The sequence below is a fragment of the Pseudomonas sp. Sample_14 genome, assembly GCF_004307515.1.
GTDB lineage: Bacteria > Pseudomonadota > Gammaproteobacteria > Pseudomonadales > Pseudomonadaceae > Aquipseudomonas > Aquipseudomonas atacamensis.
Genome location: NZ_RCOC01000093.1, coordinates 9,595 through 34,606, shown reverse-complemented (window position 1 = coordinate 34,606; position 25,012 = coordinate 9,595). Strand labels below are relative to the sequence as shown.

The 25,012-nt window shown below is 60.6% G+C and carries 18 protein-coding genes; 10 read left to right on the top strand and 8 right to left on the bottom strand.

Annotated elements, in window-relative coordinates:
• Positions 1 to 253: 253 nt before the first annotated feature.
• Positions 254 to 1,783, bottom strand: a complete 1,530-nt coding sequence (gene gpmI / locus D8U61_RS22475) for a 2,3-bisphosphoglycerate-independent phosphoglycerate mutase (RefSeq protein WP_016772117.1) — start codon at positions 1,781 to 1,783, stop codon at positions 254 to 256.
• A 153-nt stretch (positions 1,784 to 1,936) separates the two neighbouring features.
• Here gpmI and D8U61_RS22470 point away from each other — a divergent pair, with 153 nt between their 5' ends.
• Genes D8U61_RS22470 through secB form a run of 3 tightly spaced genes read left to right on the top strand, consistent with a single transcriptional unit; the run spans position 1,937 to position 3,149 of the window.
• Entirely contained in the window at positions 1,937 to 2,350 is a 414-nt protein-coding gene (locus tag D8U61_RS22470) for a rhodanese-like domain-containing protein (protein ID WP_016772116.1), read from the top strand.
• Position 2,351: 1 nt separating this feature from the next.
• Positions 2,352 to 2,606 carry a glutaredoxin 3 gene (gene grxC, locus D8U61_RS22465; protein WP_016772115.1) on the top strand — a complete coding sequence of 85 codons (255 nt, stop codon included), beginning with the start codon at positions 2,352 to 2,354 and terminating at the stop codon, positions 2,604 to 2,606.
• Positions 2,607 to 2,663: 57 nt separating this feature from the next.
• Positions 2,664 to 3,149, top strand: a complete 486-nt coding sequence (gene secB / locus D8U61_RS22460; RefSeq protein ID WP_016772114.1) for a protein-export chaperone SecB — start codon at positions 2,664 to 2,666, stop codon at positions 3,147 to 3,149.
• A 120-nt stretch (positions 3,150 to 3,269) separates the two neighbouring features.
• Here secB and D8U61_RS22455 read toward each other — a convergent pair whose 3' ends face one another.
• Positions 3,270 to 3,725 carry a tRNA (cytidine(34)-2'-O)-methyltransferase gene (locus tag D8U61_RS22455; RefSeq protein WP_016772113.1) on the bottom strand — a complete coding sequence of 152 codons (456 nt, stop codon included), beginning with the start codon at positions 3,723 to 3,725 and terminating at the stop codon, positions 3,270 to 3,272.
• Between D8U61_RS22455 and D8U61_RS22450 the strand changes: the two genes are divergently transcribed.
• Positions 3,724 to 4,164, top strand: coding sequence for a hypothetical protein (locus D8U61_RS22450; protein ID WP_130927686.1), 441 nt, complete (start codon positions 3,724 to 3,726; stop codon positions 4,162 to 4,164). The two genes, D8U61_RS22455 and D8U61_RS22450, sit on opposite strands and share 2 nt — an antisense overlap.
• A 304-nt stretch (positions 4,165 to 4,468) precedes the next feature.
• On the top strand, positions 4,469 to 6,343 hold the full coding sequence (locus D8U61_RS22445; RefSeq protein ID WP_241663649.1) for a leucine-rich repeat domain-containing protein: 1,875 nt from the start codon (positions 4,469 to 4,471) through the stop codon (positions 6,341 to 6,343).
• Between the two features lie 622 nt (positions 6,344 to 6,965).
• Here D8U61_RS22445 and ntrC read toward each other — a convergent pair.
• From ntrC to glnA, 5 genes are all read right to left on the bottom strand, one after another.
• Positions 6,966 to 8,402, bottom strand: coding sequence for a nitrogen regulation protein NR(I) (gene ntrC / locus D8U61_RS22440; protein WP_016772108.1), 1,437 nt, complete (start codon positions 8,400 to 8,402; stop codon positions 6,966 to 6,968).
• Positions 8,399 to 9,484 carry a nitrogen regulation protein NR(II) gene (gene glnL, locus D8U61_RS22435; RefSeq protein WP_024011230.1) on the bottom strand — a complete coding sequence of 362 codons (1,086 nt, stop codon included), beginning with the start codon at positions 9,482 to 9,484 and terminating at the stop codon, positions 8,399 to 8,401. Before glnL ends, ntrC begins: the two co-directional genes overlap by 4 nt.
• 230 nt (positions 9,485 to 9,714) lie before the next feature.
• Positions 9,715 to 10,302: a DUF4124 domain-containing protein gene (locus D8U61_RS22430; protein ID WP_177421643.1), complete on the bottom strand. Its 588-nt coding sequence runs from the start codon at positions 10,300 to 10,302 to the stop codon at positions 9,715 to 9,717.
• Positions 10,303 to 10,334: 32 nt separating this feature from the next.
• Positions 10,335 to 10,847, bottom strand: a complete 513-nt coding sequence (locus D8U61_RS22425) for a DUF4124 domain-containing protein (protein WP_110602139.1) — start codon at positions 10,845 to 10,847, stop codon at positions 10,335 to 10,337.
• A 258-nt stretch (positions 10,848 to 11,105) separates the two neighbouring features.
• Positions 11,106 to 12,512 (bottom strand): type I glutamate--ammonia ligase, encoded by a 1,407-nt coding sequence (gene glnA, locus D8U61_RS22420; protein WP_016772104.1) that lies wholly within the window; start codon positions 12,510 to 12,512, stop codon positions 11,106 to 11,108.
• Positions 12,513 to 12,839: 327 nt separating this feature from the next.
• Between glnA and thiI the strand changes: the two genes are divergently transcribed.
• Together thiI and typA are read left to right on the top strand one after the other, a co-directional pair.
• The gene (gene thiI / locus D8U61_RS22410; protein WP_024011233.1) at positions 12,840 to 14,294 is read left to right on the top strand and encodes a tRNA uracil 4-sulfurtransferase ThiI; all 1,455 of its coding nucleotides are present in this window, start codon (positions 12,840 to 12,842) and stop codon (positions 14,292 to 14,294) included.
• A 139-nt stretch (positions 14,295 to 14,433) separates the two neighbouring features.
• Complete coding sequence (typA, locus tag D8U61_RS22405) at positions 14,434 to 16,254, top strand: translational GTPase TypA (RefSeq protein ID WP_016772102.1); 1,821 nt, start codon at positions 14,434 to 14,436, stop codon at positions 16,252 to 16,254.
• Between the two features lie 255 nt (positions 16,255 to 16,509).
• On the opposite strand, the gene D8U61_RS22400 is transcribed toward typA, so the two are convergent.
• Positions 16,510 to 16,947: a YkgJ family cysteine cluster protein gene (locus D8U61_RS22400; protein ID WP_130887632.1), complete on the bottom strand. Its 438-nt coding sequence runs from the start codon at positions 16,945 to 16,947 to the stop codon at positions 16,510 to 16,512.
• A 259-nt stretch (positions 16,948 to 17,206) separates the two neighbouring features.
• Between D8U61_RS22400 and D8U61_RS22395 the strand changes: the two genes are divergently transcribed.
• From D8U61_RS22395 to D8U61_RS22380, 3 genes are all read left to right on the top strand, one after another.
• Positions 17,207 to 19,657: a glycogen/starch/alpha-glucan phosphorylase gene (locus tag D8U61_RS22395; RefSeq protein WP_130902931.1), complete on the top strand. Its 2,451-nt coding sequence runs from the start codon at positions 17,207 to 17,209 to the stop codon at positions 19,655 to 19,657.
• 251 nt (positions 19,658 to 19,908) lie between these two features.
• A complete protein-coding gene (locus D8U61_RS22385) occupies positions 19,909 to 23,490 on the top strand; it encodes a DUF2339 domain-containing protein (protein WP_130927685.1) in 3,582 nt (1,193 codons plus the stop codon).
• Positions 23,487 to 24,851 (top strand): DUF3999 domain-containing protein, encoded by a 1,365-nt coding sequence (locus D8U61_RS22380; RefSeq protein ID WP_130927684.1) that lies wholly within the window; start codon positions 23,487 to 23,489, stop codon positions 24,849 to 24,851. The genes D8U61_RS22385 and D8U61_RS22380 overlap by 4 nt, the downstream gene beginning before the upstream one ends.
• Positions 24,852 to 25,012: the final 161 nt, after the last annotated feature.

Here is a 25,012-nt window from a genome sequence, read left to right as displayed (position 1 = left end):
GGGGCGGGCGGCACCAGGGTAGAGGACGGCCTAGTATGCCCGCCCGAGGCTGCAAAAAAAACGCCCAATTGGGGCTGTGTGATAACTGGCTGAAGATACAGCTGAAAATAATCTTCGAACCCAGCACAAACCACTGTGGGAGCTGGCTTGCCAGCGATGGCGGCTGCACATTCAACATAAATGCTGGCTGTCAGATTGCTATCGCTGGCAAGCCAGCTCCCACAGGGTTTTTGCGGTGTTTTCCGGATTCGGCTCAGACCAGGATCGAAGTCCCGGTCATCTCCGCCGGTTTTTCCAGACCCAGCAGCATCAGCATGGTCGGTGCCACGTCCGCCAGCACGCCGCCTTCGCGCACTTTCAGGTCGCGTTTGCCGACGTAGATGAACGGCACCGGCTCGGTGGTGTGCGCGGTGTGCGCCTGACCGGTGGATTCATCGGCCATTTGCTCGACGTTGCCGTGGTCAGCCGTGATCAGTGCTTCGCCGCCGACCTTTTCCAGTGCTTCAACGATGCGACCGACGCAGGTGTCCAGGCACTCGACCGCTTTGACCGCCGCGTCGAACACGCCGCTGTGGCCAACCATGTCGCCGTTGGCGTAGTTGACCACGATCACGTCGTAGCGCTGGTTTTCGATGGCGTCGACGATACGGTCAGTGACTTCCGGGGCGCTCATTTCCGGCTGCAAGTCATAAGTCGCGACTTTTGGCGACGGGATCAGGATGCGCTCTTCGCCCGGGAACGGTTCTTCACGACCGCCGGAAAAGAAGAAGGTCACGTGGGCGTATTTTTCGGTTTCAGCGATGCGCAGCTGGGTCTTGCCGTTTTTCGCCAGGTAATCACCGAGAACGTTTTCCAGGCTGCCGGCGGCGAAGGCCGACGGTGCCGGAATGCTTGCGGCGTACTGGGTAAGCATGACGAAACCGGCCAGTTTTGGCTGGCGGGCGCGCGCGAATTCCTTGAAATCGTCTTCGACGAACACGCGGGTCAGCTCGCGGGCGCGGTCGGCACGGAAGTTCATGAACACCACGGCGTCGCCGTCTTCAACTTTCACCGGCTCACCGATGGAAGTGGCTTTGACGAATTCGTCGCTTTCGCCACGGGCGTAGGCGGCTTCGAGACCTTCCTGAGCGGTGGCGGCGTTGAATTCGCCATTGCCGTCGACGATCAGGTTATAGGCCTGGGCGACGCGATCCCAACGGTTGTCACGGTCCATGGCGAAATAGCGGCCGATGATGCTGGCGATCCGGCCTTTGCCGAGGGCCTGGAAAGTCGCGTCGAGCAGTTCGATCGACGAAGCGGCGCTTTTCGGCGGCGTGTCGCGGCCATCGAGAAAGGCGTGCAGGTAGATTTTTTCGGCGCCGCGCTTGAAGGCCAGTTCGGCCATGGCGATCAGGTGATCCTGGTGGCTGTGCACGCCGCCATCGGACAGCAGGCCCATGAAGTGCACGGCTTTGCCGGCGGCCACGGCTTTATCGACAGCGGCGCAGATGGTCGGGTTTTCGAAGAATTCGCCGTCGCGGATCGCTTTGGTCACGCGGGTGAAGTCCTGATACACCACGCGCCCGGCGCCGAGGTTCATATGGCCGACTTCGGAGTTGCCCATCTGGCCGTCCGGCAGGCCGACGTCCATGCCGCTGCCCGAAATCAAGCCGTTCGGCACCGTGGCCCACAGACGATCCAGCACAGGTTTCTTCGCCGCGAACACGGCATTGGATTCGGGGCTGTCGCTGTGACCGAAGCCGTCGAGAATCATCAGGACCAAAGGTTTGGGCGTAGTCGTCATGGAATCCACTCGTGGCTGATAAAGAAGAGGGCGATGGAAAACGGAGTTGGAGTTTAAAGCGAAGTTCCGACCGCGTCACCGCCGGACGGGGTTTGGCCGACCATAGTGGCTGTGTATACTGGCCGACATTTTAACGCCCTGGAACCTCCTTCGATGGTTGCTCACCTGATTGAATTTGCCACTAACCACTACATTCTTGTCGGTATCTTCGTCGTACTTCTGGCTCTGTTGCTGGCGCACACGATGCAGGGCGGCGGCAAGAGCCTGAGCACCGGCGAGCTGACCGCACTGGTCAATAAAGACGCAGGCGTGGTGGTGGACATCCGTCCGGCCAAGGATTATGCCGCTGGCCACATCGTCGGCGCGGTGAACATCCCGCAAGACAAACTGGCCGCCCGCGTCGGCGAGCTGGAAAAACACAAGGCCAAGACCATCATTCTGGTCGACGCCCTCGGTCAGACCGCCGGTACTCACGCCCGCGAGCTGATGAAGTCCGGCTTCACCGCCGCCAAGCTGTCCGGCGGGATTTCCAGCTGGAAAGGCGACAACCTGCCGCTGGTGAAATGACATGAGCGAAGTCATCGTCTACTCCAGCGATTACTGCCCTTACTGCTCGCGCGCCAAGCATCTGCTCGCCAGCAAAGGCGTGGCCTTCGAAGAGATCAAGGTCGATGGCAAGCCGCAGCTGCGTGCCGAAATGACCAAAAAGGCCGGGCGCACGTCCGTGCCGCAGATCTGGATCGGCGCAAAGCACATCGGCGGTTGCGATGATTTATACGCCCTGGAACGCGCCGGCAAACTCGACGCGCTGCTCAAGGGCTGAACGGCTGCACCCACGTACAGCACTCCCTAAAAGACCCAAGATCGATAAGGATCTGAGATGACTGACCAACAGAACACTGCAGCCAGCGAAGAAGAAACCGCACCGCAATTTTCCTTGCAGCGCATCTACGTACGCGACCTGTCCTTCGAAGCCCCGAAAAGCCCGGCGATCTTCCGCCAGCAGTGGGATCCGGCGGTCGGTCTGGATCTGAACACTCGCCAGAAAGCGCTGGAAGGCGATTTCTACGAAGTGGTGCTGACCCTGTCCGTTACCGTGAAAAACGGTGAAGAAGTGGCCTTCATCGCTGAAGTGCAACAGGCCGGTATCTTCCTGATCAAGAATCTGGACGCGGCTTCGATGAGCCACACCTTGGGTGCGTTCTGCCCGAACATCCTGTTCCCGTACGCCCGCGAAACCCTGGACAGCCTGGTTACCCGCGGCTCGTTCCCGGCGCTGATGCTGGCCCCGGTGAACTTCGATGCCCTGTACGCGCAGGAGCTGCAGCGCATGCAGGAAAGCGGCGAGACCCCGACCGTTCAATAACGATTCAGCCTCACCCATGTGGGAGCGAGCCTGCTCGCGAAAGCGGTCTGTCAGACACATCAATGTTGACTGACACTCCGTAATCGCGAGCAGGCTCGCTCCCACATTTGTTTTGCGGCGTTACTTGAAGTCGTTCTGCCGCCACGCTTCGTACACGGCGACCGCCACGGTGTTGGACAGGTTCAGGCTGCGGCAGCCTTCGCGCATCGGCAGGCGCAGGCGCTGTTCGGCGGGCAGGGCGTCGAGCACGTCCGCTGGCAGGCCACGGCTTTCCGGGCCGAACAGAAACGCGTCGCCGGGCACGAACGCGGCATCATGGAACGGCCGCGAACCTTTGGTGGTGAAGGCGAACACGCGCGGGTTGCCCAGACTTTCCAGACAACTGGCCAGATCAGCGTGACGCTGCAACGTGGCATATTCGTGGTAGTCGAGACCGGCACGGCGCAGGCGCTTGTCGTCCATCTCGAAACCCAGTGGTTCGATCAAATGCAGGTGGCAGCCGCTGTTGGCGCACAGCCTGATAACGTTGCCGGTGTTCGGCGGAATTTCTGGTTGAAAAAGGATGACGTGAAACATGCACGGCTCCGAAGGTAAAGATGAGCGGCATTCTACGCCGCCTGTGGACAACCGTTCGAAACTATTCCCGCGAGTCATCGGCTCGCTGGCGATTGTCGGCTTGATGATCGGCTTGATGATCGGCCGGCTGACCACGCCGGATCCGAGCGTGCTGGAGCAGGTCGAGGTTACCGATGGCGGCTTGGTGGTGTGGTTCAACAATGAGCCGAAGCTGCACGGCGAGATCATCGACGGCACCGTCGCGCTGCTGTTTCAGGCCGAAGGTCGACCGCAGAAAGGCCAGCTCAGGCTCAACGGCAAGGACGTCAACTGGCGCATGCGCAAGAGTGATGGCGGATTGTTGCTGACGGTGCTGGCAACGCGTCCGTTGCGGGGCGACTGGGTCGGCAGCGAGGTCGATGATCGCTGGCGACTGGAGATCCGTTTGAGCGAGCCCTAGCGGCACTTCTTCATCACTGGGGCGCGCTCCCACACTTTTTGAGGTCGTTTCCCACTGCGACCGTCTTCCTTTCCCATCTCCAGCACGTGCTCGTGCACGCTATCGTTCGCCCCTACAAACGGCAGGATGCCGAAACCCGTCGTCCCCTTGCAGGAATGCAGGGGGCGTCTTTTTCAAGGATGAAAATATGCCAGTCAAACCCCCTCGCGGTGGCGGTACCCACTTGGACGCCTCGGGCAGCCCGCATCGGGCTGCGGACGTGGACACTTCGCTTCCCGGCCACTTGGGTCGCACAGGCGTCGATGTGGATATTGCTCAGCACCATTTGCTGCCGCGCGCCGGATCATCCACCGACGCCACCCTGGATGCCGTGCCCCCCGCCGCGGCCGTTGTAGTTCGCGCAATCGCGGAGGGTATTGGCCCTCCCGCCACTCAGCCTTCGCTGGACAATTACGTCACCAACGCCCGAGCGATACTTCCACAGGTCAACAGCGAAGGTTTGCGGGTGATCAGTCGGCGAACCTACGCAGACCTGGCCAACGGTGACCTGGTGCCTGTCGCCGTGGATCCTGCGACGGGTTTGTACCGAGCCCGGCGTCCAAGCGAGTTGCTCCCTTCCGGCCCGGTGATGCTGCGCGATGTGGACAGCGGACTCTGGTATGCGCGTGAAGTCGCGGAGCCAACTACCCGGGAACAGATCCGCACCTACCTTCCCGACGCGACCGACGAGGACGCGGATGCCTTCATCGCCCGGTTTGATGACAAGGACGTGGCAGAGCTTGAGCTCAAGCATATCCAGCTTGGGCTTGCGCTATTGGACTCGACGGATTTTGACCTGCCGATCAGTCGAGGTTCCATTTCATCGGACAACGAGTTTCATGAGGCGCGAAATATGTGGGCGACGTTTCGCCAGTTGTACCGATGGCAGGGCCAGCCCGAGCAGCGCGTCTACCGTGATGGGCGGCTCGTGGGCTTCAAGCTGGAAATCGATCTGACGATTTGGCCAGTTGCAAAGCCGCTTTCCTTGAAGTTCGGCTCAGTGGTTTCTCTGACTTTAAGAGGCCGTGGCCGGCTGGATCCGGACGTGTTTTGCGCACAATTTCCCAACCTTGAAAGCCTGACGATTACCAGTCAGGAAATCGGAGTGCAAGGCCGGTTTCAAGGATGGGACGTGATTAATTGGGTGCATTCAAAATTCAGTCTGGATTCGCGCTTTGCCGAGCAATTGAAAAGATTCCCGCGTCTGCAAAGGCTGCACTTGCAGGACTGTGAATTGACGTCTGACTTTTCCGTACGAGGCCTTGCCAGGCTACATGAGCTATGGCTTTGCAATACATTCGAGGCCCCGGTGAATAGCCTCGACATGCAATTGCGGCATCAGGAGCAAGTCACCTTTTTGCAAGTGGCAGCTGACCTCAGAGGGATGACTGAACTGCGAGTGCTGGATCTGAGCCGCACCGGAATACACCTGCTGCCTTCCGGTCTTGAGGCCATCGACGTGGCGTCGAAGCTTGAAGTGTTGAGACTGGGGGGCAATCCGCTTGCGGACAGCCTTTCACTCGAAAACATGACCGCACTGCAGGAGCTGGATCTTTCCAACACACGATTGCAACGATTTCCCGAGGGCGTTACCGACAGGATTCCCGCAAGAGAACTGAATCTTGCGGACAATCACATCAGGTCGATTCCCGAATCCGTGGAGCTCAGAGCGGGGTTCAATCTCATCGGCAATCCGATCACGGACCCGGCCTCGCTACGGCGGTTGATACGAGCACGTGCCGAGACAGGCACCGATATCTGGCTTGGGCAGGAAAGCAGCGATGGGTCAGCCGATCTCTGGCTACGCAATGTGCCACAGGACCAGATAGCGGAAAAACAAGCGCTGTGGGGCAGGCATAACGCCGCAATGCCACTGGCAGTGACCGGCATTCTTCGTCGGCTGAGCCGAACGCCCGAGTTTCACGTCGAACGCCCGCTGCTGCAGCGGCGCGTGTGGTGGTTTCTGGAAATGTATGACCGGGCCGACGTCACCGAGCGGGCCAGGCTCGACGCCATTCTTCATACGGAAACGAGTCCCGGGAGGATGCTGGACCGGCTGGAGAATGAAATCCGCAGCTATGACGCAGGGCGACAGAATCAACCGCTGCACCCTCTGCCCAAGCGTCCCAAGTTCGAATAGGCGCAGAACGCATTGCGGTGTAAAAGCGGGAATCCCTGACCTGCCTGTATCAGGGTTCCCAAAAGCATGGGCGTCGCGTTCAGCGTCGGCCCGGTGTAAAGAGGGAACCCCCGGCCTGCCTGTACCAAGGATCCCAAAAGGGTGGACTCATCCGTTGCGGTCTGAGCCCGATGTAAAGAGGGGAATCCCCGGCCTGCCTGTACCAAGGTCCCCGAAACGGGTGGTGAAACGAATCACCTGAGATAGGTATTGCAGGGTGCGTGCCAGGTTTTAATTTGCTGAAACAAATAACGCTTTGGGAACGCGAAAGCCCCGGGACTCGGGGCTTTCGCGTTTTTGAATAAAGGGTTTTTCAGGTTTTTCAGGAGTAATTGTGGCGATACGGCTGTGCGCGATCGCGGGTCATTGTGCATTGATGCGGTGCACGGTGGCCCTCACCCTGACCCTCTCCCAGAGGGAGAGGGGACTGACCGAGGTGCCCGGTCAAGTTACGCCGACCTGAGATACCGAGCCGAACTCAGGCCTCGAAACCACCCGAGATTGCTCCCTTCCCCCTCTCCCCCTTGGGGGAGAGGGCTGGGGTGAGGGGGATCGATCCTGAGTACACGACAACCCTTAAGCGTTAACCCTCTTCCCCCTCATCATCATCCCCACCATCAACCTTCATCCCCAGTTCCTTGATCTTGCGCGTCAGGGTATTGCGCCCCCAACCCAGCAGCACCGCCGCATCACGCCGACGTCCTGCGGTGTGCTTCAAAGCAGTCTCGATCATGATCCGCTCGAACGCCGGCACTGCGCTGTCGAGCAGGCTCGACTGGCCACGGGCCAGGGCCTGATCGGCCCACTGGCGCAGGGCCTGTTCCCAGTTGGTCACTGGCGCCGAATCCTGCGGCAGGTTGAGCAGTTCCGGTGGCAAGTCACTGATGTGCACTTCACGGCCGGAAGCCATGACGGTGATCCAGCGGCAGGTGTTCTCCAGCTGGCGCACGTTGCCCGGCCACGGCAGGTTTTTCAGGTATTCCTCGGTTTCGCTTTTCAGCAGCTTCGGCTCGACCGCCAGTTCCTGCGCGGCGCGGCTGAGGAAGTGCCGGGCCAGGGTCGGGATGTCTTCGCGACGATCCGACAGGCGCGGGATGTGGATGCGGATCACGTTGAGGCGGTGGAACAAGTCCTCACGGAATTTGCCGGCGTGGACGAGCGTTTCCAGATTCTGGTGGGTCGCGGCGATGATGCGTACATCGACCTTCACCGGCACATGGCCGCCGACGCGGTAGAACTCGCCATCGGCCAGCACGCGCAGCAGGCGAGTCTGGGTGTCCGCCGGCATGTCGCCGATTTCATCAAGGAACAGCGTGCCGCCGTCCGCTTGTTCAAAGCGACCGCGACGCAGGTTTGCCGCGCCGGTGAACGCGCCTTTCTCGTGGCCGAACAGTTCCGATTCCATCAGATCCTTGGGAATCGCCGCCATGTTCAGGGCAATGAACGGCGAAGCCGCGCGTGGGCTGTGGCGGTGCAGGGCGTGGGCGACCAGTTCTTTACCGGTACCGGATTCGCCGTTGATCAGCACGGTGATGTTGGAGTGGCTCAGGCGCCCGATGGCACGAAACACTTCCTGCATCGCCGGCGCTTCGCCGATGATTTCCGGGGTGCGCGTCAGCGCAGGCACCACTTCCAGGCCTTGCTGTTCCTGGGCATGCTGGTTGGCGCGTTTGACCAGCGATACCGCCTCATCGACGTCGAAAGGCTTGGGCAGGTACTCGAAAGCACCGCCCTGATAGGAGGCGACAGCGCTGTCCAGGTCGGAGTGAGCGGTCATGATGATGACCGGCAGCCGTGGGTGCTGTTCGCGAATCCGCGCCAGCAGATCCAGGCCACTGGCGCCCGGCATGCGGATATCGGAAATGATCACGTCCGGCTGCTGCCGGGCCAGACGACTCATCACGCCATCGGCGCTGTCGAAGCTCTGGGTGGTCATGCCTTCCTGCTGCAAGGCCTTTTCCAGGACCCAACGGATAGAACGGTCGTCATCGACGATCCACACGGTTTCACTACGGCTCATGTCGATGTGGCTCCTTGTTCCAGTGGCAGGAAGATCGAGAAGGTGGTGTGGCCTGGATGGCTCTCACACTCGATCAGGCCCTGGTGCTGACTGATGATGTTCTGGGTAATGGCCAAGCCCAGCCCGGTACCGTCCGGGCGGCCGCTGACCATGGGAAAGAAAATGGTTTCCTGCAGTTCCGCCGGAATGCCGGGACCGTTGTCGATGATCTCGATCTTGGTCACCAGACGATGGCGGATGTGGCCGATGGTGAATTGGCGCATGGCGCGGGTGCGCAGGCTGATGCGGCCCAGACGCAGCTCGTTCTGGCTGCTGATCGCCTGCATCGCGTTGCGCACGATGTTCAACACCGCCTGAATCATTTGCTCGCGGTCGATCAATACGTCGGGAATGCTCGGGTCGTAATCACGCACCAGGGTGATGCAGCCCTGGCTTTCGGCCTCGACCAGATGGCAGACGCGTTCGAGCACTTCGTGGACGTTGCACATGGCCAGCGACGGCAACTTATTCGAGCCGAGCATGCGATCGACCAGATTGCGCAGGCGGTCGGCCTCTTCGATGATCACATTGGTGTAATCGCGCAGGCTCTCTTCCGGAAGCTCGCGGGCGAGCAATTGCGCCGCACCACGGATGCCGCCGAGGGGGTTCTTGATCTCGTGGGCGAGGCCGCGCACCAGCATCTTGCTGGTTTCCTGCTTGGACAACTGCGCCTCTTCCTTGGTGATCCGCAGCAGGCGGTCACGCGGGTGCACTTCGAGCAAAAGCAAAGTCTCGCCGTTACTGAGAATCGGCGTGACAGCGTAATCCACGGTAAGCGTCTGGCCGGTGAGGGCGGTGAGCATCGCTTCACGCTTGGTGAACGGGTGCGCCTGCTCCACCGCCTGACGCAGGGAATTGAGCGCCTCGGGGGATTCGGTGAACAGCTCGCTGATGAACTGGCCGTGGCTGCGCTGACCGCTGACGGCCAACAGCATTTCCGCCGCCGGGTTCATGTACTCCAGGCGCAGCTCGGCGTCGAGCAGGATGGTCGCCGTGGTCAGGTTGTCGAGCAGCAAACGGTGAATAGCGTCGCTTATGGTCATCTGGACCCCTTTTGGAGCAAGGCGTGCGCGAGAACAAAGCGCTGATATCGGGAAAATGCAAAAACCAAACCAAGGCTCCGAAAAGAAGCGTTTATCCCCTGAAACAGGCGTTTGACGCGCGTTTGTATGGCACGAAGCCAGCGCAAACGGGAAGTTTCGAACCAAAATGGGTTGGGTTGTGGGCGAGATGCAGTTTAGTGCACCAATAGGGTGCGCATGCCCGGCAGACGTTAAAAGAAGCGCAGGAATGGGTTTTTCGGTTCGTCAGGTTTGTCCTTGAGCGGGCATTCCGGGCGCACACCATAGTCGTCGGCGACACAGGGTTTGACCTGACGTTTCTGCGCCAGGGAAATGCGCAGCATGTGGAACGGCTGATTGGCGGTGCGTTCCACGGTACGCCCGGCGGCGTCGAGGATTTCGATCGAAAGGCTGTGGCTGCCGCGATCGATATTGCTCAGCGCAAATACCGGGCTGACGCCGGGCTCGCCAGTGGCCTTGCCATCCAGCAGCAAGCGATAACGATGGCCGCTTTGCAGGCCGGGCTCGCTGGTGACGCTGACGATCAGCTCGCCGGCGCTGCTGCGCAAAGTAGCATCGGGCTCCGGGATCAGAATGCGCAGCATGTCGTAGTGAAAGGGCGCTGGTTCGGCGGATTTTTTCGCTGTGGTGATCGGCGCTGCGGTGTTGGCAGGGACACCCATGCGATTGCTCGTCGCGATCGGCACTCGCTTGGCGTTGGCGCGCGGCTGGTCGGTGTAGACGCGGTTGCCCTGTGCGTCGATGTAGGTAAAGACCTCCGCCGAGGCGGACGTCGACATCAACACCAGGATGAGTGCCAGCCCCGCGCGAATCACGGCGTATGCACCCGTTGCACGGTGAAGACCGCGGGTGGGCTCTGCTGGATGACAGTCTGGCCGTCGATCACTTGCACGGCCAGGCGATGCTCGCCGCGATCGATGTTGATCAATTGCAGGACCGGCACGTTGCTCGGCTGGCCATAGGGCTGGTCGTCGAGTAGCAGCCTTAATTGATGCGGCGGTTGCAGGCGCGGTTTGATCAGGACATTGACCGTAAAGGTGCCGTTATTGGCGCGCAGGGCCTCGTCAGTGGGCAGACCGGCGAGTTCGAGGATTTCATAGGCGTTGCGCGCTGGTTGCGGTTGTTCTGCGGTGGGTGCCTGCGGCGCACTCGGTGCTTGCGGCTCGACCCGGTTGAGGGGTGGCAACTCGACCGGTTGCGCCTGTACGCCGTCCGGCGGCTGATTGCTGTACGCCGTGTTGCCGTTGGCGTCGGTGTACTTGTAGATCTGCGCGGCGGCGGGCAGGGCGATCAGCAGCAGGATGTAGAGAAACGTGCGACCCATGAAATCGACCGGGGTTGGGAGCGATGGGTAGCAGCATAGGACAGGTGGGGCGGTTGGCCAAAACCGTTAATAACTGGAATTGAAAAGACTGGTAGCCAAAACACGGATCGTTCCCACGCGAAGCGTGGGAACGATCAATGACACACCGCTTTCGCGAGCAGGCTCGCTCCCACACTGAAAATGCGCTGCGCCGGGCAATAAAAAAGGCCTCCCGAAGGAGGCCTCTTTTGTCACGCCGCTTTACGCAGCGCTACCGGATCAGCAGCTGTAGTACAGCTCATATTCCAGTGGGTGTACGAAGGTGCGAACCTTGATTTCTTCTTCCGATTTCAGCGCGATGTAAGCGTCGATGAAGTCGTCGGAGAACACGCCGCCCTTGGTCAGGAAGGCGCGGCCCTTGTCCAGCTCTTCCAGGGCTTCTTTCAGGCTGCCGCAAACCTGTGGAATCTCTTTCGCCTCTTCAGGCGGCAGGTCGTACAGGTTTTTGTCGGCAGCATCGCCTGGGTGGATCTTGTTCTGGATACCGTCCAGACCGGCCATCAGCAGTGCTGCGAAGGCCAGGTACGGGTTGGCAGCCGGATCCGGGAAGCGTGCTTCGATACGGCGGGCTTTCGGGCTCGACACGTAAGGAATACGGATCGAAGCGGAACGGTTGCGCGCCGAGTAGGCCAGCATTACTGGCGCTTCGAAGCCTGGCACCAGACGCTTGTAGGAGTTGGTCGCCGGGTTGGTGAAGCCGTTCAGGGCCTTACCGTGCTTGATGATGCCGCCGATGAAGTACAGAGCGGTATCGGACAGGCCGGCATAGCCTTCACCTGCGAAGGTGTTCTTGCCGTCTTTCCAGATCGACATGTGTACGTGCATGCCCGAACCGTTGTCGCCGTACAGTGGCTTCGGCATGAAGGTCGCGGTGCGGCCGTAAGCGTCGGCAACGTTGTGCACAACGTATTTCAGGGTCTGAACTTCGTCAGCTTTCTTCACCAGGGTGTTGAACTTGACGCCGATTTCGTTCTGGCCGGCAGTCGCCACTTCGTGGTGGTGAACTTCAACCGACTGACCCATTTCTTCCAGTGCGTTGCACATGGCGGTACGGATTTCGTGGTCGTGGTCGAACGGTGGAACCGGGAAGTAGCCGCCTTTCACGCCTGGACGGTGACCCTTGTTGCCGCCTTCGATGTCCTGGTCGGACATCCACGACCCTTGCTCGGAGTAGATCTTGAACATCGAGCCGGAGATGTCCGACTTGAATTTCACCGAGTCAAAAATGAAGAACTCAGGCTCCGGACCGGCGAATACGGTGTCACCGATACCGGTGGCTTTCAGGTGCTCTTCGGCGCGCTTGGCGATCGCACGTGGGTCGCGATCGTAGCCCTGCATGCTCGAAGGCTCGATGATGTCGCACACCAGAATCAGGGTTGGGTCTTCGGTGAACGGATCGAGTACGGCAGTTTCATCGACCGGCATCAGGATCATGTCGGAGGCTTCGATGCCTTTCCAGCCGGAGATGGAGGAGCCGTCGAACATCTTGCCGACTTCGAAGAAGTCGTCATCCAGCGCATCGCGAGCCGGCATGGTCACGTGGTGCTGAGTGCCTTTGGTGTCCGTGAAGCGCAGATCAATCCACTTGACGTCATGATCTTTGATGAGTTGAACCGACTTCGACATAGTGTCCTCCGGGTGAATTAGGGCGGGTAGTGGATGCCCTTAATAATGGTGATGCCGGCGCGAATACTCTGCCAAGGCAACCTGCCTCACAAGGGAGCAAATTGCATGCCAGTGCCCCAGCATGGGTTTTTTGCCCCAAATTCACGCTTATTAAGGCGTGCGAGGTACTGAATCGACAAATCCCGCCCCTTAATGTTGCGTTTAAATTCAGAAATGACCTGTTTTGGTGCAAGCAAAACCTTCTGCACATTAACTGGTTAAACCTTGAGCAATTTCCGCTATAATCCGCGCCCCCCTTTTTCGGCTGGCCGTTCGCGCGCTGTTTTCATGAAACTTATCGTAAAAGTCTTCCCCGAGATCACCATCAAAAGCCGACCTGTCCGGACGAAATTCATCCGCCAGTTGGCCAAGAACATCCGCACCGTGCTCCGTGACCTGGACCCGGCCGTGGTGGTGAACGGCGTGTGGGACAATCTCGAGCTGGAAACCCGCGTTACCGACCCCAAAGCCTTGAAGGAGATGGGCGAGCGCCTGACCTGCATGCCGGGTATCGCGCACTTTCTGCAGATCGACGAGTACCCGCTGGGCGACTTCGACGACATTACCGAAAAGTGCAAACAGCACTACGGCGATGCGCTGGCCGGGAAGATTTTCTCGGTACGCTGCAAGCGCGCAGGCAAGCATGCGTTCAGCTCGATGGACGTGGAAAAATACGTCGGCAGCAAGCTGCGTCGCGAGTGCGGTGCAGCCGGAATCGACCTTAAAGCGCCGCAAATCGAAGTCCGTATCGAAGTTCGCGACAAACGGTTGTTCGTGATTCACAGCCAGCACAACGGCATCGGCGGCTACCCGCTGGGTGCGCTGGAGCAGACGCTGGTGTTGATGTCCGGCGGCTTCGATTCGACCGTGGCGGCTTACCAGATCATGCGTCGCGGCCTGATGGCGCACTTCTGCTTCTTCAATCTCGGCGGGCGTGCCCACGAATTGGGCGTGATGGAAGTCGCGCACTTCATCTGGAAGAAGTACGGCAGCTCGCAACGCGTGCTATTTGTCAGTGTGCCATTCGAGGAAGTGCTGGGCGAAATTCTCGGCAAAGTCGATAACAGTCATATGGGCGTGGTTTTGAAGCGTATGATGTTGCGCGCCTCGTCCGAGATCGCCGAACGCCTGCACATCGATGCACTGGTGACCGGTGAAGCGATCTCCCAGGTGTCGAGCCAGACGCTGCCGAACCTGTCGGTGATCGACTGCGTGACCGACAAGCTGGTGCTGCGGCCGCTGATCGTCGCGCACAAGCAGGACATCATCGACACGGCCAACGAGATCGGCACCGCCGATTTCGCCCGGCACATGCCGGAATATTGCGGCGTGATTTCGGTCAACCCCAAGACTGCCGCCAAGCGGGGCCGGGTTGAGCACGAAGAGAAAGAATTCGACATGGCGGTACTCGAGCGTGCGCTCGCCAACGCCAAACTGGTGCCGATCGATCGGGTAATCGACGAGTTGGGCCAGGATTTGCAAATTGAAGAAGTCAGCGAAGCGCTGGCCGGTCAGATCGTCATCGACATCCGCCACCCGGATGCCGCCGAGGATGACCCGCTGGAGCTCGCCGGCATAGAGGTACAGACGATGCCGTTCTATGCAGTGAACGCACGTTTCAAGGAACTGGACCCTACTCGCCAGTACCTGCTGTATTGCGACAAAGGCGTGATGAGTCGCCTGCATGCCCACCATTTGCTCAGTGAGGGGCATGCCAATGTGCGCGTTTATCGACCGAGCTAAGTGCCCGGGGCTGTTTGCCTGTGGCCTGCGTCACCGGCCCCCCGACACCGCCGTCAAGCTGTAACGGCCATGCCGGACACTACTGCTAATCGCTGCCATGACTTGTCAGCAAACCGAATCCTCTGATCGAGATACACAAGTGATCGAAAATCTACGCAACATCGCCATCATTGCCCACGTTGACCACGGTAAAACCACCCTGGTAGACAAACTCCTGCGTCAATCCGGCACCCTGGAGCGCAACGAGCTCAACGATGAGCGCGTGATGGACTCCAACGACCAGGAAAAAGAACGCGGTATTACCATTCTGGCGAAGAACACCGCCATCAACTGGAACGGCTACCACATCAACATCGTGGACACCCCGGGCCACGCCGACTTCGGCGGCGAAGTTGAACGCGTAATGTCGATGGTCGACTCCGTTCTGCTGCTGGTTGACGCTCAAGACGGCCCTATGCCGCAAACCCGTTTCGTGACCAAGAAGGCTTTCGAAGCCGGCCTGCGTCCAATCGTGGTGATCAACAAGGTTGACCGTCCAGGCGCACGTCCGGACTGGGTTCTGGACCAGATCTTCGACCTGTTCGACAACCTCGGTGCTACCGAAGAACAACTGGACTTCCAGGTTGTTTACGCTTCGGCCCTGAACGGTATTGCCGGTCTGGACCACACCGCCATGGCGGAAGACATGACTCCGCTGTACCAGGCAGTAGTCGACCACGTTCCGCCTCCGGCCGTTGACCGTGACGGTCCGTTCCAGATGCAGATCTCCGCGCTGGACTACAACAGCTTCCTGGGTGTTATCGGTGTTGGCCGTATCGCTCGCGGTCGCGTCAAGCCGAACACCCCGGTTGTCGCTATCAGCGCCGACGGCAAGCGCCGCAACGGTCGTATCCTGAAGCTGATGGGTCACCACGGTCTGCACCGCATCGACGTTGACGAAGCAGCTGCCGGCGACATCGTCTGCATCAGCGGCTTCGACGAGCTGTTCATCTCCGACACTCTGTGCGATATCAACACCGTCGAGGCGATGAAGCCGCTGACCGTTGACGAGCCAACCGTTTCCATGACCTTCCAGGTAAACGACTCGCCATTCTGCGGTAAAGAAGGCAAGTTCGTGACCTCCCGTAACATCAAGGATCGTCTGGACAAAGAGCTGCTGTACAACGTTGCACTGCGCGTTGAAGAAGGCGACTCGGCTGACAAGTTCAAGGTTTCCGGCCGTGGTGAGCTGCACCTCTCGGTACTGATCGAAACCATGCGTCGCGAAGGCTTCGAGCTGGCCCTGGGCCGTCCTGAAGTGATCATCCGTGAAGTGGACGGCGTGAAGCAGGAACCGTTCGAAAACGTCACCATCGATATCCCTGAAGAATCCCAGGGCAAGGTCATGGAAGAGATGGGTCTGCGTAAGGGCGATCTGAGCAACATGGTGCCGGATGGCAAGGGCCGTGTTCGTCTGGAATACAACATCCCTGCTCGCGGTCTGATCGGTTTCCGTAACCAGTTCCTGACCCTGACCAACGGTGCTGGCATCCTGACCTCGATCTTCGACCGTTACGCTCCAGTGAAGTCGGGCCACATGTCCGGCCGTCAGAACGGCGTTCTGGTTTCGGTTGAAACCGGCAAGGCTCTGACCTACTCGCTGGAAACCCTGCAGGCTCGTGGCAAGCTGTTCGTAGAACACGGCCAGGAGATCTACAACGGTCAGATCGTTGGTCAGAACAGCCGCGACAACGACCTGGGTGTCAACCCAACCAAAGGCAAGAAGCTCGACAACATGCGTGCTTCGGGTAAAGACGAAACCATCGCTCTGGTCCCACCTGTTCGCTTCACCCTGGAACAGGCTCTGGAATACATCCAGGAAGACGAGCTGTGCGAAGTTACGCCTAAGTCGATCCGTCTTCGCAAGAAGATCCTCGACGAAAGCGAGCGTACCCGCGCTGCCAAGAAAGCCAAGGCGTAATCCAGCCCTGGAATAGAAAACGCCCCCGGTCGCGAGACCGGGGGCGTTTTTGTTTGTCCGGGCTCAAAAGTCCCTCACCCTAGCCCTCTCCCGGAGGGAGAGGGGACTGACCGAGTTGTTCTTTGATTTTGCATCGACCTGAGTAATCGAGTCGAACTCAGGTTTGGAAGCCGACAGAGATCGGCTCCCTCTCCCTCGGGAGAGGGCTGGGGTGAGGGGCTGGGGTTTAACGGCTACCCAAGAGCTCAGCGTCGCTCAGAAGCGCTCAATTGATCGGAAATTCTGCACCCGCTCGACTTCTTTCGGCTTATAAGCGCAATACCCCGGCCGCGGGCCGATCTTCGGGTGGTTGCGGCAGGTGTCCGGGCGCTTGTCATAAATGGTGCACAGGCGGGTTTTACGATCCAGGTAATAGCAGTCGTTATTGCTCATGCGCTGGAGGGTGAAGATTCCCGACTTCTGATTGAAGCGCTCAACCAGACCTTCCTTTTGCAGACGCTTGGCGATGTTCTTTGGCGGATCGCCCAGTTCGAACTCGTCGACCACACCGATGCGCACCAGATCCTTGATCTTCACTTCGACCGGCAACGTGCAGCAGCTGGACATGCACGAGCCGCACATCGGCGCCGAATATTTGGCCCACGTATCGAGACGATCAATCTCGGCGGCGGCGATCAGGTTGGGCTTCATCATCGGGAGTTACCAGGCGTGTATGCATCAGGGCGCGCGATCATACCGGGAGCGGTGGAATTTTGAACAACCTTTCGCCGGATATTTTCACAGCGGCCGCATTTTGCCCGACAGGACGGCACGGCCCCTGCATTCATTGGCTCATCCGCCAGGGTTATGTCGCACTGGCGCACAGTCCGCGCAAATACTGCCGAACCAGAGCCGTTACCGCCGGTCAGACCGTCTAGGCTCAGAAAATTCCCGCTCGCTCGAGGTCCTGTTGATGACTCAAGAACCACTAGTTCGCGAAGCAGAGGTGGCCGCATTCCGCGACGCCGTCCTGACCAAACTCACCTACGCCGTGGGCAAAGACCCCGATCACGCCTTCGACCATGACTGGTTCGAAGCCATCGCCCTGGCTGCGCGTGATCACATGGTCGAACACTGGATGGACCACACCCGACAGATCTATCGCAAAGGCCAGAAGCGGGTTTATTACCTCTCGCTGGAATTTCTCATCGGCCGTTTGCTCTACGACAGCCTGAGCAACCTCGGCCTGCTCGACGTCGCCCGTGAAGCGCTGACCGAACTGGGCGTCGATCTGGAGCGCATCCGCCTGCTGGAGCCCGATGCAGCGCTGGGCAATGGCGGCCTCGGTCGTCTCGCGGCGTGCTTCATGGAAAGCATGTCGACCCTTGGCATCGCCGGCCATGGCTATGGCATTCGTTATGAGCATGGCTTGTTCCGTCAGGCGATTGTCGATGGCTGGCAACAGGAGCAGACCGAACACTGGCTGGATTTCGGCAACCCTTGGGAATTCGAACGGCCGGAAGTGGCGTACCCGATCGGCTTCGGCGGCAGCGTCGAAACCGTCACCGATGCCTCCGGCAAGACTCGTCAGGTCTGGTCGCCGGCGGAAACCGTGCGCGCCATTGCTTATGACACGCCGGTGGTCGGCTGGCGCGGAGCGAGCGTCAACACCCTGCGCCTGTGGCGTGCCCGCGCCATGGAAGACCTGCACCTGGAGCGCTTCAACGCCGGTGACCACCTGGGCGCGGTGGCGGAAGTGGCCCGCGCCGAAAGTATCTCCCGCGTCCTTTATCCGGCCGACAGCACCGAAGCCGGGCAAGAACTGCGCCTTCGTCAGGAATACTTCTTCGTCGCCGCTTCGCTGCAGGATCTGCTGCGCCGTCACCGCAACATGCACACCTCGGTTCTGACCCTCGGTGACCACGCGGCGATCCAGCTCAACGACACTCACCCCTCGATTGCAGTGGCCGAGCTGATGCGCCAACTGGTCGACGTCTACGACGTCGCGTGGGACGCAGCATGGCAAGTCACCGTCGACACGCTGTCGTACACCAATCACACGCTGCTGCCGGAAGCGCTGGAAACCTGGCCGGTCGGGCTGATGGAACGCATGCTGCCACGGCACATGCAGATCATTTACCTGATCAACGCACAGCACATCGATTCGTTGCGGGCCAAGGGCATTCATGACTTCGACGTGTTGCGCGCGGTGTCGCTGATCGAAGAAGACAACGGCCGCCGGGTGCGCATGGGCAACCTCGCGTTCCTCGGTTCGCACAGCGTCAACGGCGTGTCCGGTCTGCATACGCAGCTGATGCGCAAAACCGTATTCGCCGAACTGCACAAGCTCTATCCGGAGCGGATCAACAACAAAACCAACGGCATCACCTTCCGCCGCTGGTTGTATCAGGCCAACCCGGAACTGACCTCAATGCTGACCGACGCTCTCGGCCCGGACGTGCTTGATCATCCCGAAGAGCGCCTGCTCGAACTCGAACCGTTCGCCGAGAAAACCGCGTTCCGCAAAGCCTTCGCCGAGCAGCGTTTGCACAGCAAGAAGGCGCTGGCCTATCTGATTCACGAGCGCCTCGGGATCGCGGTCAACCCGGCGGCGATGTTCGACGTGCAGGTCAAACGTATTCACGAATACAAGCGTCAGTTGCTCAACCTGATGCACACCGTAGCGTTGTACCAGGCGATTCGTGCCGAACCGGAAGTCGACTGGGTGCCACGGGTGAAGATCTTCGCCGGTAAAGCGGCGGCGAGTTATCACCAGGCCAAGCTGATCATCAAGCTGACCAATGACATCGCACGCGTAGTGAACAACGACCCGACCGTGCGTGGCCTGCTGAAAGTGGTGTTCCTGCCCAACTACAACGTCAGCCTGGCCGAGAGCATCATCCCGGCGGCGGACTTGTCCGAGCAGATTTCCACCGCCGGTTTCGAGGCGTCGGGCACCAGTAACATGAAGTTCGGCCTCAACGGCGCGCTGACCATCGGCACCCTCGACGGTGCCAACGTGGAAATGTGCGAGCGCATCGGTGCCGAGCACATGTTCATCTTCGGTCTCAGTGCGCAACAGGTTGAAGCGCGCAAGCAGAACCACGAGTTCAGCGCCGTACCCGACATCGCCGCCTCCCATCGTTTGAACGATGTGCTGCAAGCGATTCGCAGCGGTGTGTTCTCGCCGGACGACACTTCGCGTTATACCGGCCTGATCGATTCGTTGATCGACTATGACCGCTTTCTGGTCTGCGCCGACTTCGACTCCTATTGGGAGGCGCAGAAGCGTGTCGATGCGCACTGGCATGACTCGCAGAACTGGTGGCGTTCGGCGGTGCTCAACACCTCGCGGATGGGCTGGTTCTCTTCCGACCGGACGATTCGCGAGTACGCCACGGATATCTGGAAAGCGCTGGAGTAACTTTCCCCGACAAATCTGCGCAAGGCCCAACGTTTGTTGGGCCGGATCGATATACTGAGCGCCGGTTAAAAGGCATCAATCACCGCCGTACCCTGTGGGAGCGAGCCTGCTCGCGAAGCGATCGTCGACTTAAACAGAAATGTTGGCTGACAATCCGCCTTCGCGAGCAGGCTCGCTCCCACACGGTTTGTGCCTAGACTGAAGCCATCGCCGGACTCGCCCCGCCCCGGGGCTGCTTAGGGATATCGACCATGCAATGGATGTTCATGTTGATCGGGCTGGTGCTCGGTGGACTGCTCGACGAGTCGTTCAGTGGCGCGCTATTGGGTGCGCTGCTGGGGCTGGTCATCGGCCAGGCGCTGCGCATTGCGCGCCTTGGCTCGCAGGCGGCGGAACAACAGCGTCAACTCGAGCAGGTGCGCGAAGCCTTGCAAGGCGTGGCTCAGCGGCTGTTTGTGCTGGAGGGTTCGCCCTCGCATGCGCCCGTGCCGTCACCTGAAGCCGAGCCAGTCGCCGCACCCGTCGACGTGGCTGAGCAGGCTGCCCCGACCACTGAGCTGATCTGGGAACTGCCCCCCGAACTTGAACCGATTTCCGCCGTCGCCCGCGAAACCAGCCAGCCGTTGCCGGCCGATGTCTGGCGCGCCGAACCGGCTCCCGTTGCACCACAGCAAAAAACCGCCGAACCCCGTGGCCCGAACCTGATCGAACGCGGCATCAGCGCTGCGCGCAACTGGCTGTTTGGCGGCAATACAGTGCTGCGCGTCGGTGTGGTGCTGCTGTTTTTCGGTCTGGCATTTTTACTGCGTTACGCCACCGAAGGCATGGTGGTGCCGATCGAGTTGCGGTACGCCGGCGTCGCGGCAGCGGCTTTGGCTCTGCTTGCGCTGGGCTGGTGGCTGCGCCGACGCAACAGCAACTATGCATTGATGCTGCAAGGCACCGGGATCGCGGTGTTGTACCTGACGGTGTTTGCGGCGATGCGTCTGCATCCGTTGCTTGATCCGTCCGCTGCACTCGGTTTGCTGGTCGCGGTGACGGTGTTCTCGGCCATTCTGGCAATTACCCAGGACGCGCTGGGGTTGGCCGCAGCGGCAGCTTTGGGCGGTTTCGCCGCGCCGATTCTCACCTCTACAGGCGAAGGCAATCACGTCGCACTGTTCAGCTATTTCGCTCTGCTCAACGCGGGCATTCTTGCTATCGCCTGGTTCAAGGCCTGGCGCCTGCTCAACCTGATCGGTTTCGTCGGCACCTTCGGTATCGGATTCGCCTGGGGCCTGCGTTCCTACACGCCGGAATTGCTGTGGAGCACCGAGCCGTTCCTGATTTTGTTTTTCCTCATGTACCTCGCCATCGGCCTGCTGTTCGCCCGGCGCAAATTGCGCGACCTGCAGGATGCTCCGGCGGAGGCTGATCGCGAGGCGCTGCTGCAATGGTCTGCACGCAAGGGTGATTATGTCGACGGCACCATGCTGTTCGGCCCGCCGATCATTGGCTTCGGTTTGCAGTTTGCGTTGGTCCAGCACCTCGAATTTGCGGCGGCGTTCAGTGCATTGGCGCTGGGCATGATCTATATGGCGCTGGCCAAAGTTTTGATGGGCGGGCGCGCGATGCTGCTGGGCGAAACCTGCCTGGCGCTGGGAGTGATTTTCGCCAGCCTGGCGATTCCGCTGGGGCTCGATGCGCGCTGGACTTCTGCGGCGTGGGCCGTGGAAGGCGCGGGAATTTTCTGGCTCGGGTTGCGTCAGCATCGACCGTTTGCCCGGGCCTTTGCCTTACTGCTGCAACTGGGTTCGGCACTGGCGTTTCTCAGCCAGTTGCAGCCCGGCGAGAGCAGCCTGCTCGACGGCGCACCGCTGGGCGCGCTGATGCTTGGCGCCGCGCTGCTGTTCAGTTTCTTCCAACTGCGCAAGGCTACGCCCGAGCAAACATTGCCGTGGGAAAGGCAAGGCCTGCCAGTGCTGGCGTGTCTGGGCCTGACGTTCCTGTATCTGCTGGCGCCGTTGTTCCTGTTCATCCAGGGCACGGCGATCAGTTGGGCCTTGGCCGGTTTGGCAACGTTGTTTGTCGGCTTGCGGATTCAATCACGCACATTCCTGTTCACCGCGTTCGCCGTGCAGTTGCTGGGCGGCGCGTTGTTCCTGCTGCGCCTGCAAACGGCCGGCGAAGATTCGACGGCGGTGTTCAGCGCTGGCTGGAGCGGTTTGCTCAGTGCGTCCTTGATCGGTCTGGCCTTGATTGGCGGCATGCTGCTGGCGGCGCGGGCCGAGATGGTGCGCGGCGATGTGCGCCTGCTGCGCGGCTTGTCGGTGGTGCTGCTGGCCGGCTTGGTGCTGATCAATCTGGCGGTGCTGTTCGTGCTGCCGTGGCAAACCGCGAGTGCAGTGTGGGCGGCCAGCGGTTTGCTGATCATCTGGCTGAGCCTGTATCTGCAACAGCGTCTGAGTTTCGTTTTCGGGCTGCTGTTGCAGGTGGTCGGCGGCGCGGCGTTTCTGCTCGCCGGCCCCGAATGGCTCGGGCCATTGTCTAGCGAAGGATTGCAACCATTGGCCCATGGCGGCTTCTGGACACCGCTGGTGCTGGGGCTGGCCGCGCTGATCGGTGCGTGGCGCTTGCAATTGGGCAACCATGCCACGGCTTTTGATGCCTGGAGTTTGCAGCGCTTATCGCAGGTGCTGCTGGTCTGGGGTGCTGCCTGGTGGATGCTGGCGTGGGTCAGCGAAGTGCTGCGGTTTGCTCCGCCGGATCTGCAGGGCGCGTTGTTGCTGTTCGTCGCTGCAATCAGTGTGGCGCTGTGGACGATTTTGTCGCTGCGTCTGAAGTGGCCGGCGCTGGGGTTGCTCTGCACCTTGCTGATTCCGGCGGCGGCGCTGGTTTTGCTCGGCGCTTGGCATTCGCGCTACCACCCGGCCGCCGACTTCGGCTGGCTGGCGTGGCCGGCGCTGTTCGCGGTGCATTTCTTCAGCTTGCGCCGCTTGGCGTCGATGTTGCCGGCGCGCGCGTTGAGCGCCGCCCATGTGCTCGGTTGCTGGCTGCTGATTGGCGTGCTGGCGCTGGAGTTGCGTTACGGCCTGCTGTTGTTGTCCGAGCAATACAACGCCTGGCGCTGGCTGGGCTGGGCGATTCTGCCGAGCCTGTATCTGCTGCTGATGGCGGCACCTCGCAACTGGCCGTGGCCGGTCGCCGCTTTTGCTCGCGAGTACCGCTTGTACGCAGCGGCACCGCTGGCGGTGCTGATGCTGGCGTGGTTCTGGCTGGCCAATGGCGTCAGCAATGGCAATGCCGAACCCTTGCCTTACGTGCCGCTGCTTAATCCGCTGGAGTTGGGTCTGCTGTTTGCGCTGTTCGGCGTTTACATCTGGTCGCGCAGCGCCGTTGCGCAGTTGTCGATCCGCCAGGACTACGCCGACCAGGCCACGCAACTGATCGCCGGGGTTTCACTGTTCGCGTTCTGCACCGCGCTGGTCACCCGCGCTGCGCATCACTGGGCCGGCATCCCGTTCGAGCTCGATCAACTGCTCGCGTCGATGCTGGTGCAGGCCGGCCTGTCGATCGTCTGGACGTTGATGGCGCTGGGACTGATGATCGGCGGTCATCTGCGCCACCGCCGCGAAGTGTGGCTGATCGGCGCGGCGCTGATTGCGCTGGTGGTGGCCAAACTGATTTTTGTCGAACTGAGCAACCGTGGCGGCCTCGCCCGGATCGTCTCGTTTATCGGCGTTGGCGTGTTGCTGCTGGTGGTCGGCTACTTCGCGCCGCTGCCACCCAAACGCGTCGAGGCTGAACCGGCGGCGGACAAACCCGCGCCGGAAACCGAAGGAGTTGCATCTTGAGTCGCATGCTGAATCTGGGGTGGTTGGCGCTGGGCGTGGTGATGGTGGCCGGTGCTCAGGAAAAACCGGCGGACTTCGCCACGCAGGTGCCGTTGTCGGTGAGTGGCAATGGCCCGTGGTATCGCCTCGACCTGCCGCTGAGCGCGCAATTGCAGGCGCGCCAGACCGATCTCAGCGATCTGCGTGTGTTCAACGCCGCCGGCGAAGCGCAGGCCTACGCCTTGGCTCGCGAATCGGCGCAGACCCGTGACGACGGCAAGCTGCACGAGGTCAAGTGGTTCCCGCTGTACAACGCCGCTGACGCCAGCGAACGTGCGCCGAACGTGCGCGTGCAGTCGACCATCAACGGCACGCTGGTCGAAGTGCAACCGTCCTCGCAACTGGAGGCGGGCGAAGAAGTGCTGCGCGGCTGGCTGCTCGATGCCAGTGCAATCAAGGCACCGTTGCAGCAGTTGATCCTCGACTGGACCAGCGAGCGCGACGGTTTCCAGCGTTTCAGCATCGAGGCCAGCGACGATCTGCAGCACTGGCAGTCATGGGGCGAGGGCCAAGTGGCACGGCTGACCTTTTCCGATGAGCGCATCGAACAGCACCAAGTGAGCCTGCCGGGGCAGACCGCGCGTTACGTGCGCCTGCTGTGGGAGTCGCCGGGTTCGGCGCCGATCCTGACCTCGGCGCAACTGAAAAGCAGCGACCCGCGCAACCTGCCGCTGCCTTTGGTGTGGTCGCCCAGCGTGGCCGGCAGCAGCACCAAGTCCGGGGAGTACACCTGGCAATTGCCGATGGGGCTGAATGTCGAGCGGGTGCAGGTTGAGCTGAAACAGCCGAACAGTCTGGCGCCGGTGACGTTGGCCGGTCGGCGTGAGAGCAACTTGCCGTGGCAGACACTGAGCAGCGGTTTGCTCTATCGCCTGAGCCAGAGCAATCAGGACGTGGTGCAGAACGAAATCCCGCTGTCCGGGCAGACCGTGCAGCAACTCAAGCTGACCGTGGATGAGCGCGGCGGCGGCCTGGGGGAGCAGGCGCCGGACCTGAAATATGCGGTGCGCGCCACGCAAGTGATCTTCCTCGCCCGGGGCGAAGGGCCGTACAGCCTGGCCTTGGGCAATGCCACGGTGAAAACGGCGAACCTGCCACTGGCAACGTTGATTCCGGACTTCAAGCCAGAAAAGCTGGCGAGCCTGGGCAAGGCGACGGTGCAGGACGAAGCAGTGGCCACGCAAACCTCAACGGCGACGACGGCTGCGGTGGCCGGGACCAATTGGAAGAAGTTCGGGCTGTGGGCGGTGTTGCTGCTCAGTGTGGTGTTTCTCGGGGCGATGGCGTTCAGCCTGTTGCGCAAGCCGCCAGCCAATACCTGAGCATGGCCGGCGCTGCGCGCCAATCGCTGGCAAGCCAGCTCCCACAGTGACTCGGTCGTTCACATATTTTGTGTACACCACACATCCTGTGGGAGCTGGCTTGCCAGCGATGGCGGCCGGTCAAACAACAAAATCATCAAACTGCCGCTATCACTCAATCA

Bases quoted from the DNA above. Each gene is read 5' to 3' on its own strand.
- gpmI (WP_016772117.1), bottom strand. From the start codon at position 1,783: ATGACGACTACGCCCAAACCTTTGGTCCTGATGATTCTCGACGGCTTC.
- D8U61_RS22470 (WP_016772116.1), top strand. From the start codon at position 1,937: ATGGTTGCTCACCTGATTGAATTTGCCACTAACCACTACATTCTTGTC.
- grxC (WP_016772115.1), top strand. From the start codon at position 2,352: ATGAGCGAAGTCATCGTCTACTCCAGCGATTACTGCCCTTACTGCTCG.
- secB (WP_016772114.1), top strand. From the start codon at position 2,664: ATGACTGACCAACAGAACACTGCAGCCAGCGAAGAAGAAACCGCACCG.
- D8U61_RS22450 (WP_130927686.1), top strand. From the start codon at position 3,724: ATGCACGGCTCCGAAGGTAAAGATGAGCGGCATTCTACGCCGCCTGTG.
- D8U61_RS22455 (WP_016772113.1), bottom strand. From the start codon at position 3,725: ATGTTTCACGTCATCCTTTTTCAACCAGAAATTCCGCCGAACACCGGC.
- ntrC (WP_016772108.1), bottom strand. From the start codon at position 8,402: ATGAGCCGTAGTGAAACCGTGTGGATCGTCGATGACGACCGTTCTATC.
- glnL (WP_024011230.1), bottom strand. From the start codon at position 9,484: ATGACCATAAGCGACGCTATTCACCGTTTGCTGCTCGACAACCTGACC.
- D8U61_RS22430 (WP_177421643.1), bottom strand. From the start codon at position 10,302: ATGTCGACGTCCGCCTCGGCGGAGGTCTTTACCTACATCGACGCACAG.
- D8U61_RS22425 (WP_110602139.1), bottom strand. From the start codon at position 10,847: ATGGGTCGCACGTTTCTCTACATCCTGCTGCTGATCGCCCTGCCCGCC.
- glnA (WP_016772104.1), bottom strand. From the start codon at position 12,512: ATGTCGAAGTCGGTTCAACTCATCAAAGATCATGACGTCAAGTGGATT.
- thiI (WP_024011233.1), top strand. From the start codon at position 12,840: ATGAAACTTATCGTAAAAGTCTTCCCCGAGATCACCATCAAAAGCCGA.
- D8U61_RS22400 (WP_130887632.1), bottom strand. From the start codon at position 16,947: ATGATGAAGCCCAACCTGATCGCCGCCGCCGAGATTGATCGTCTCGAT.
- D8U61_RS22395 (WP_130902931.1), top strand. From the start codon at position 17,207: ATGACTCAAGAACCACTAGTTCGCGAAGCAGAGGTGGCCGCATTCCGC.
- D8U61_RS22385 (WP_130927685.1), top strand. From the start codon at position 19,909: ATGCAATGGATGTTCATGTTGATCGGGCTGGTGCTCGGTGGACTGCTC.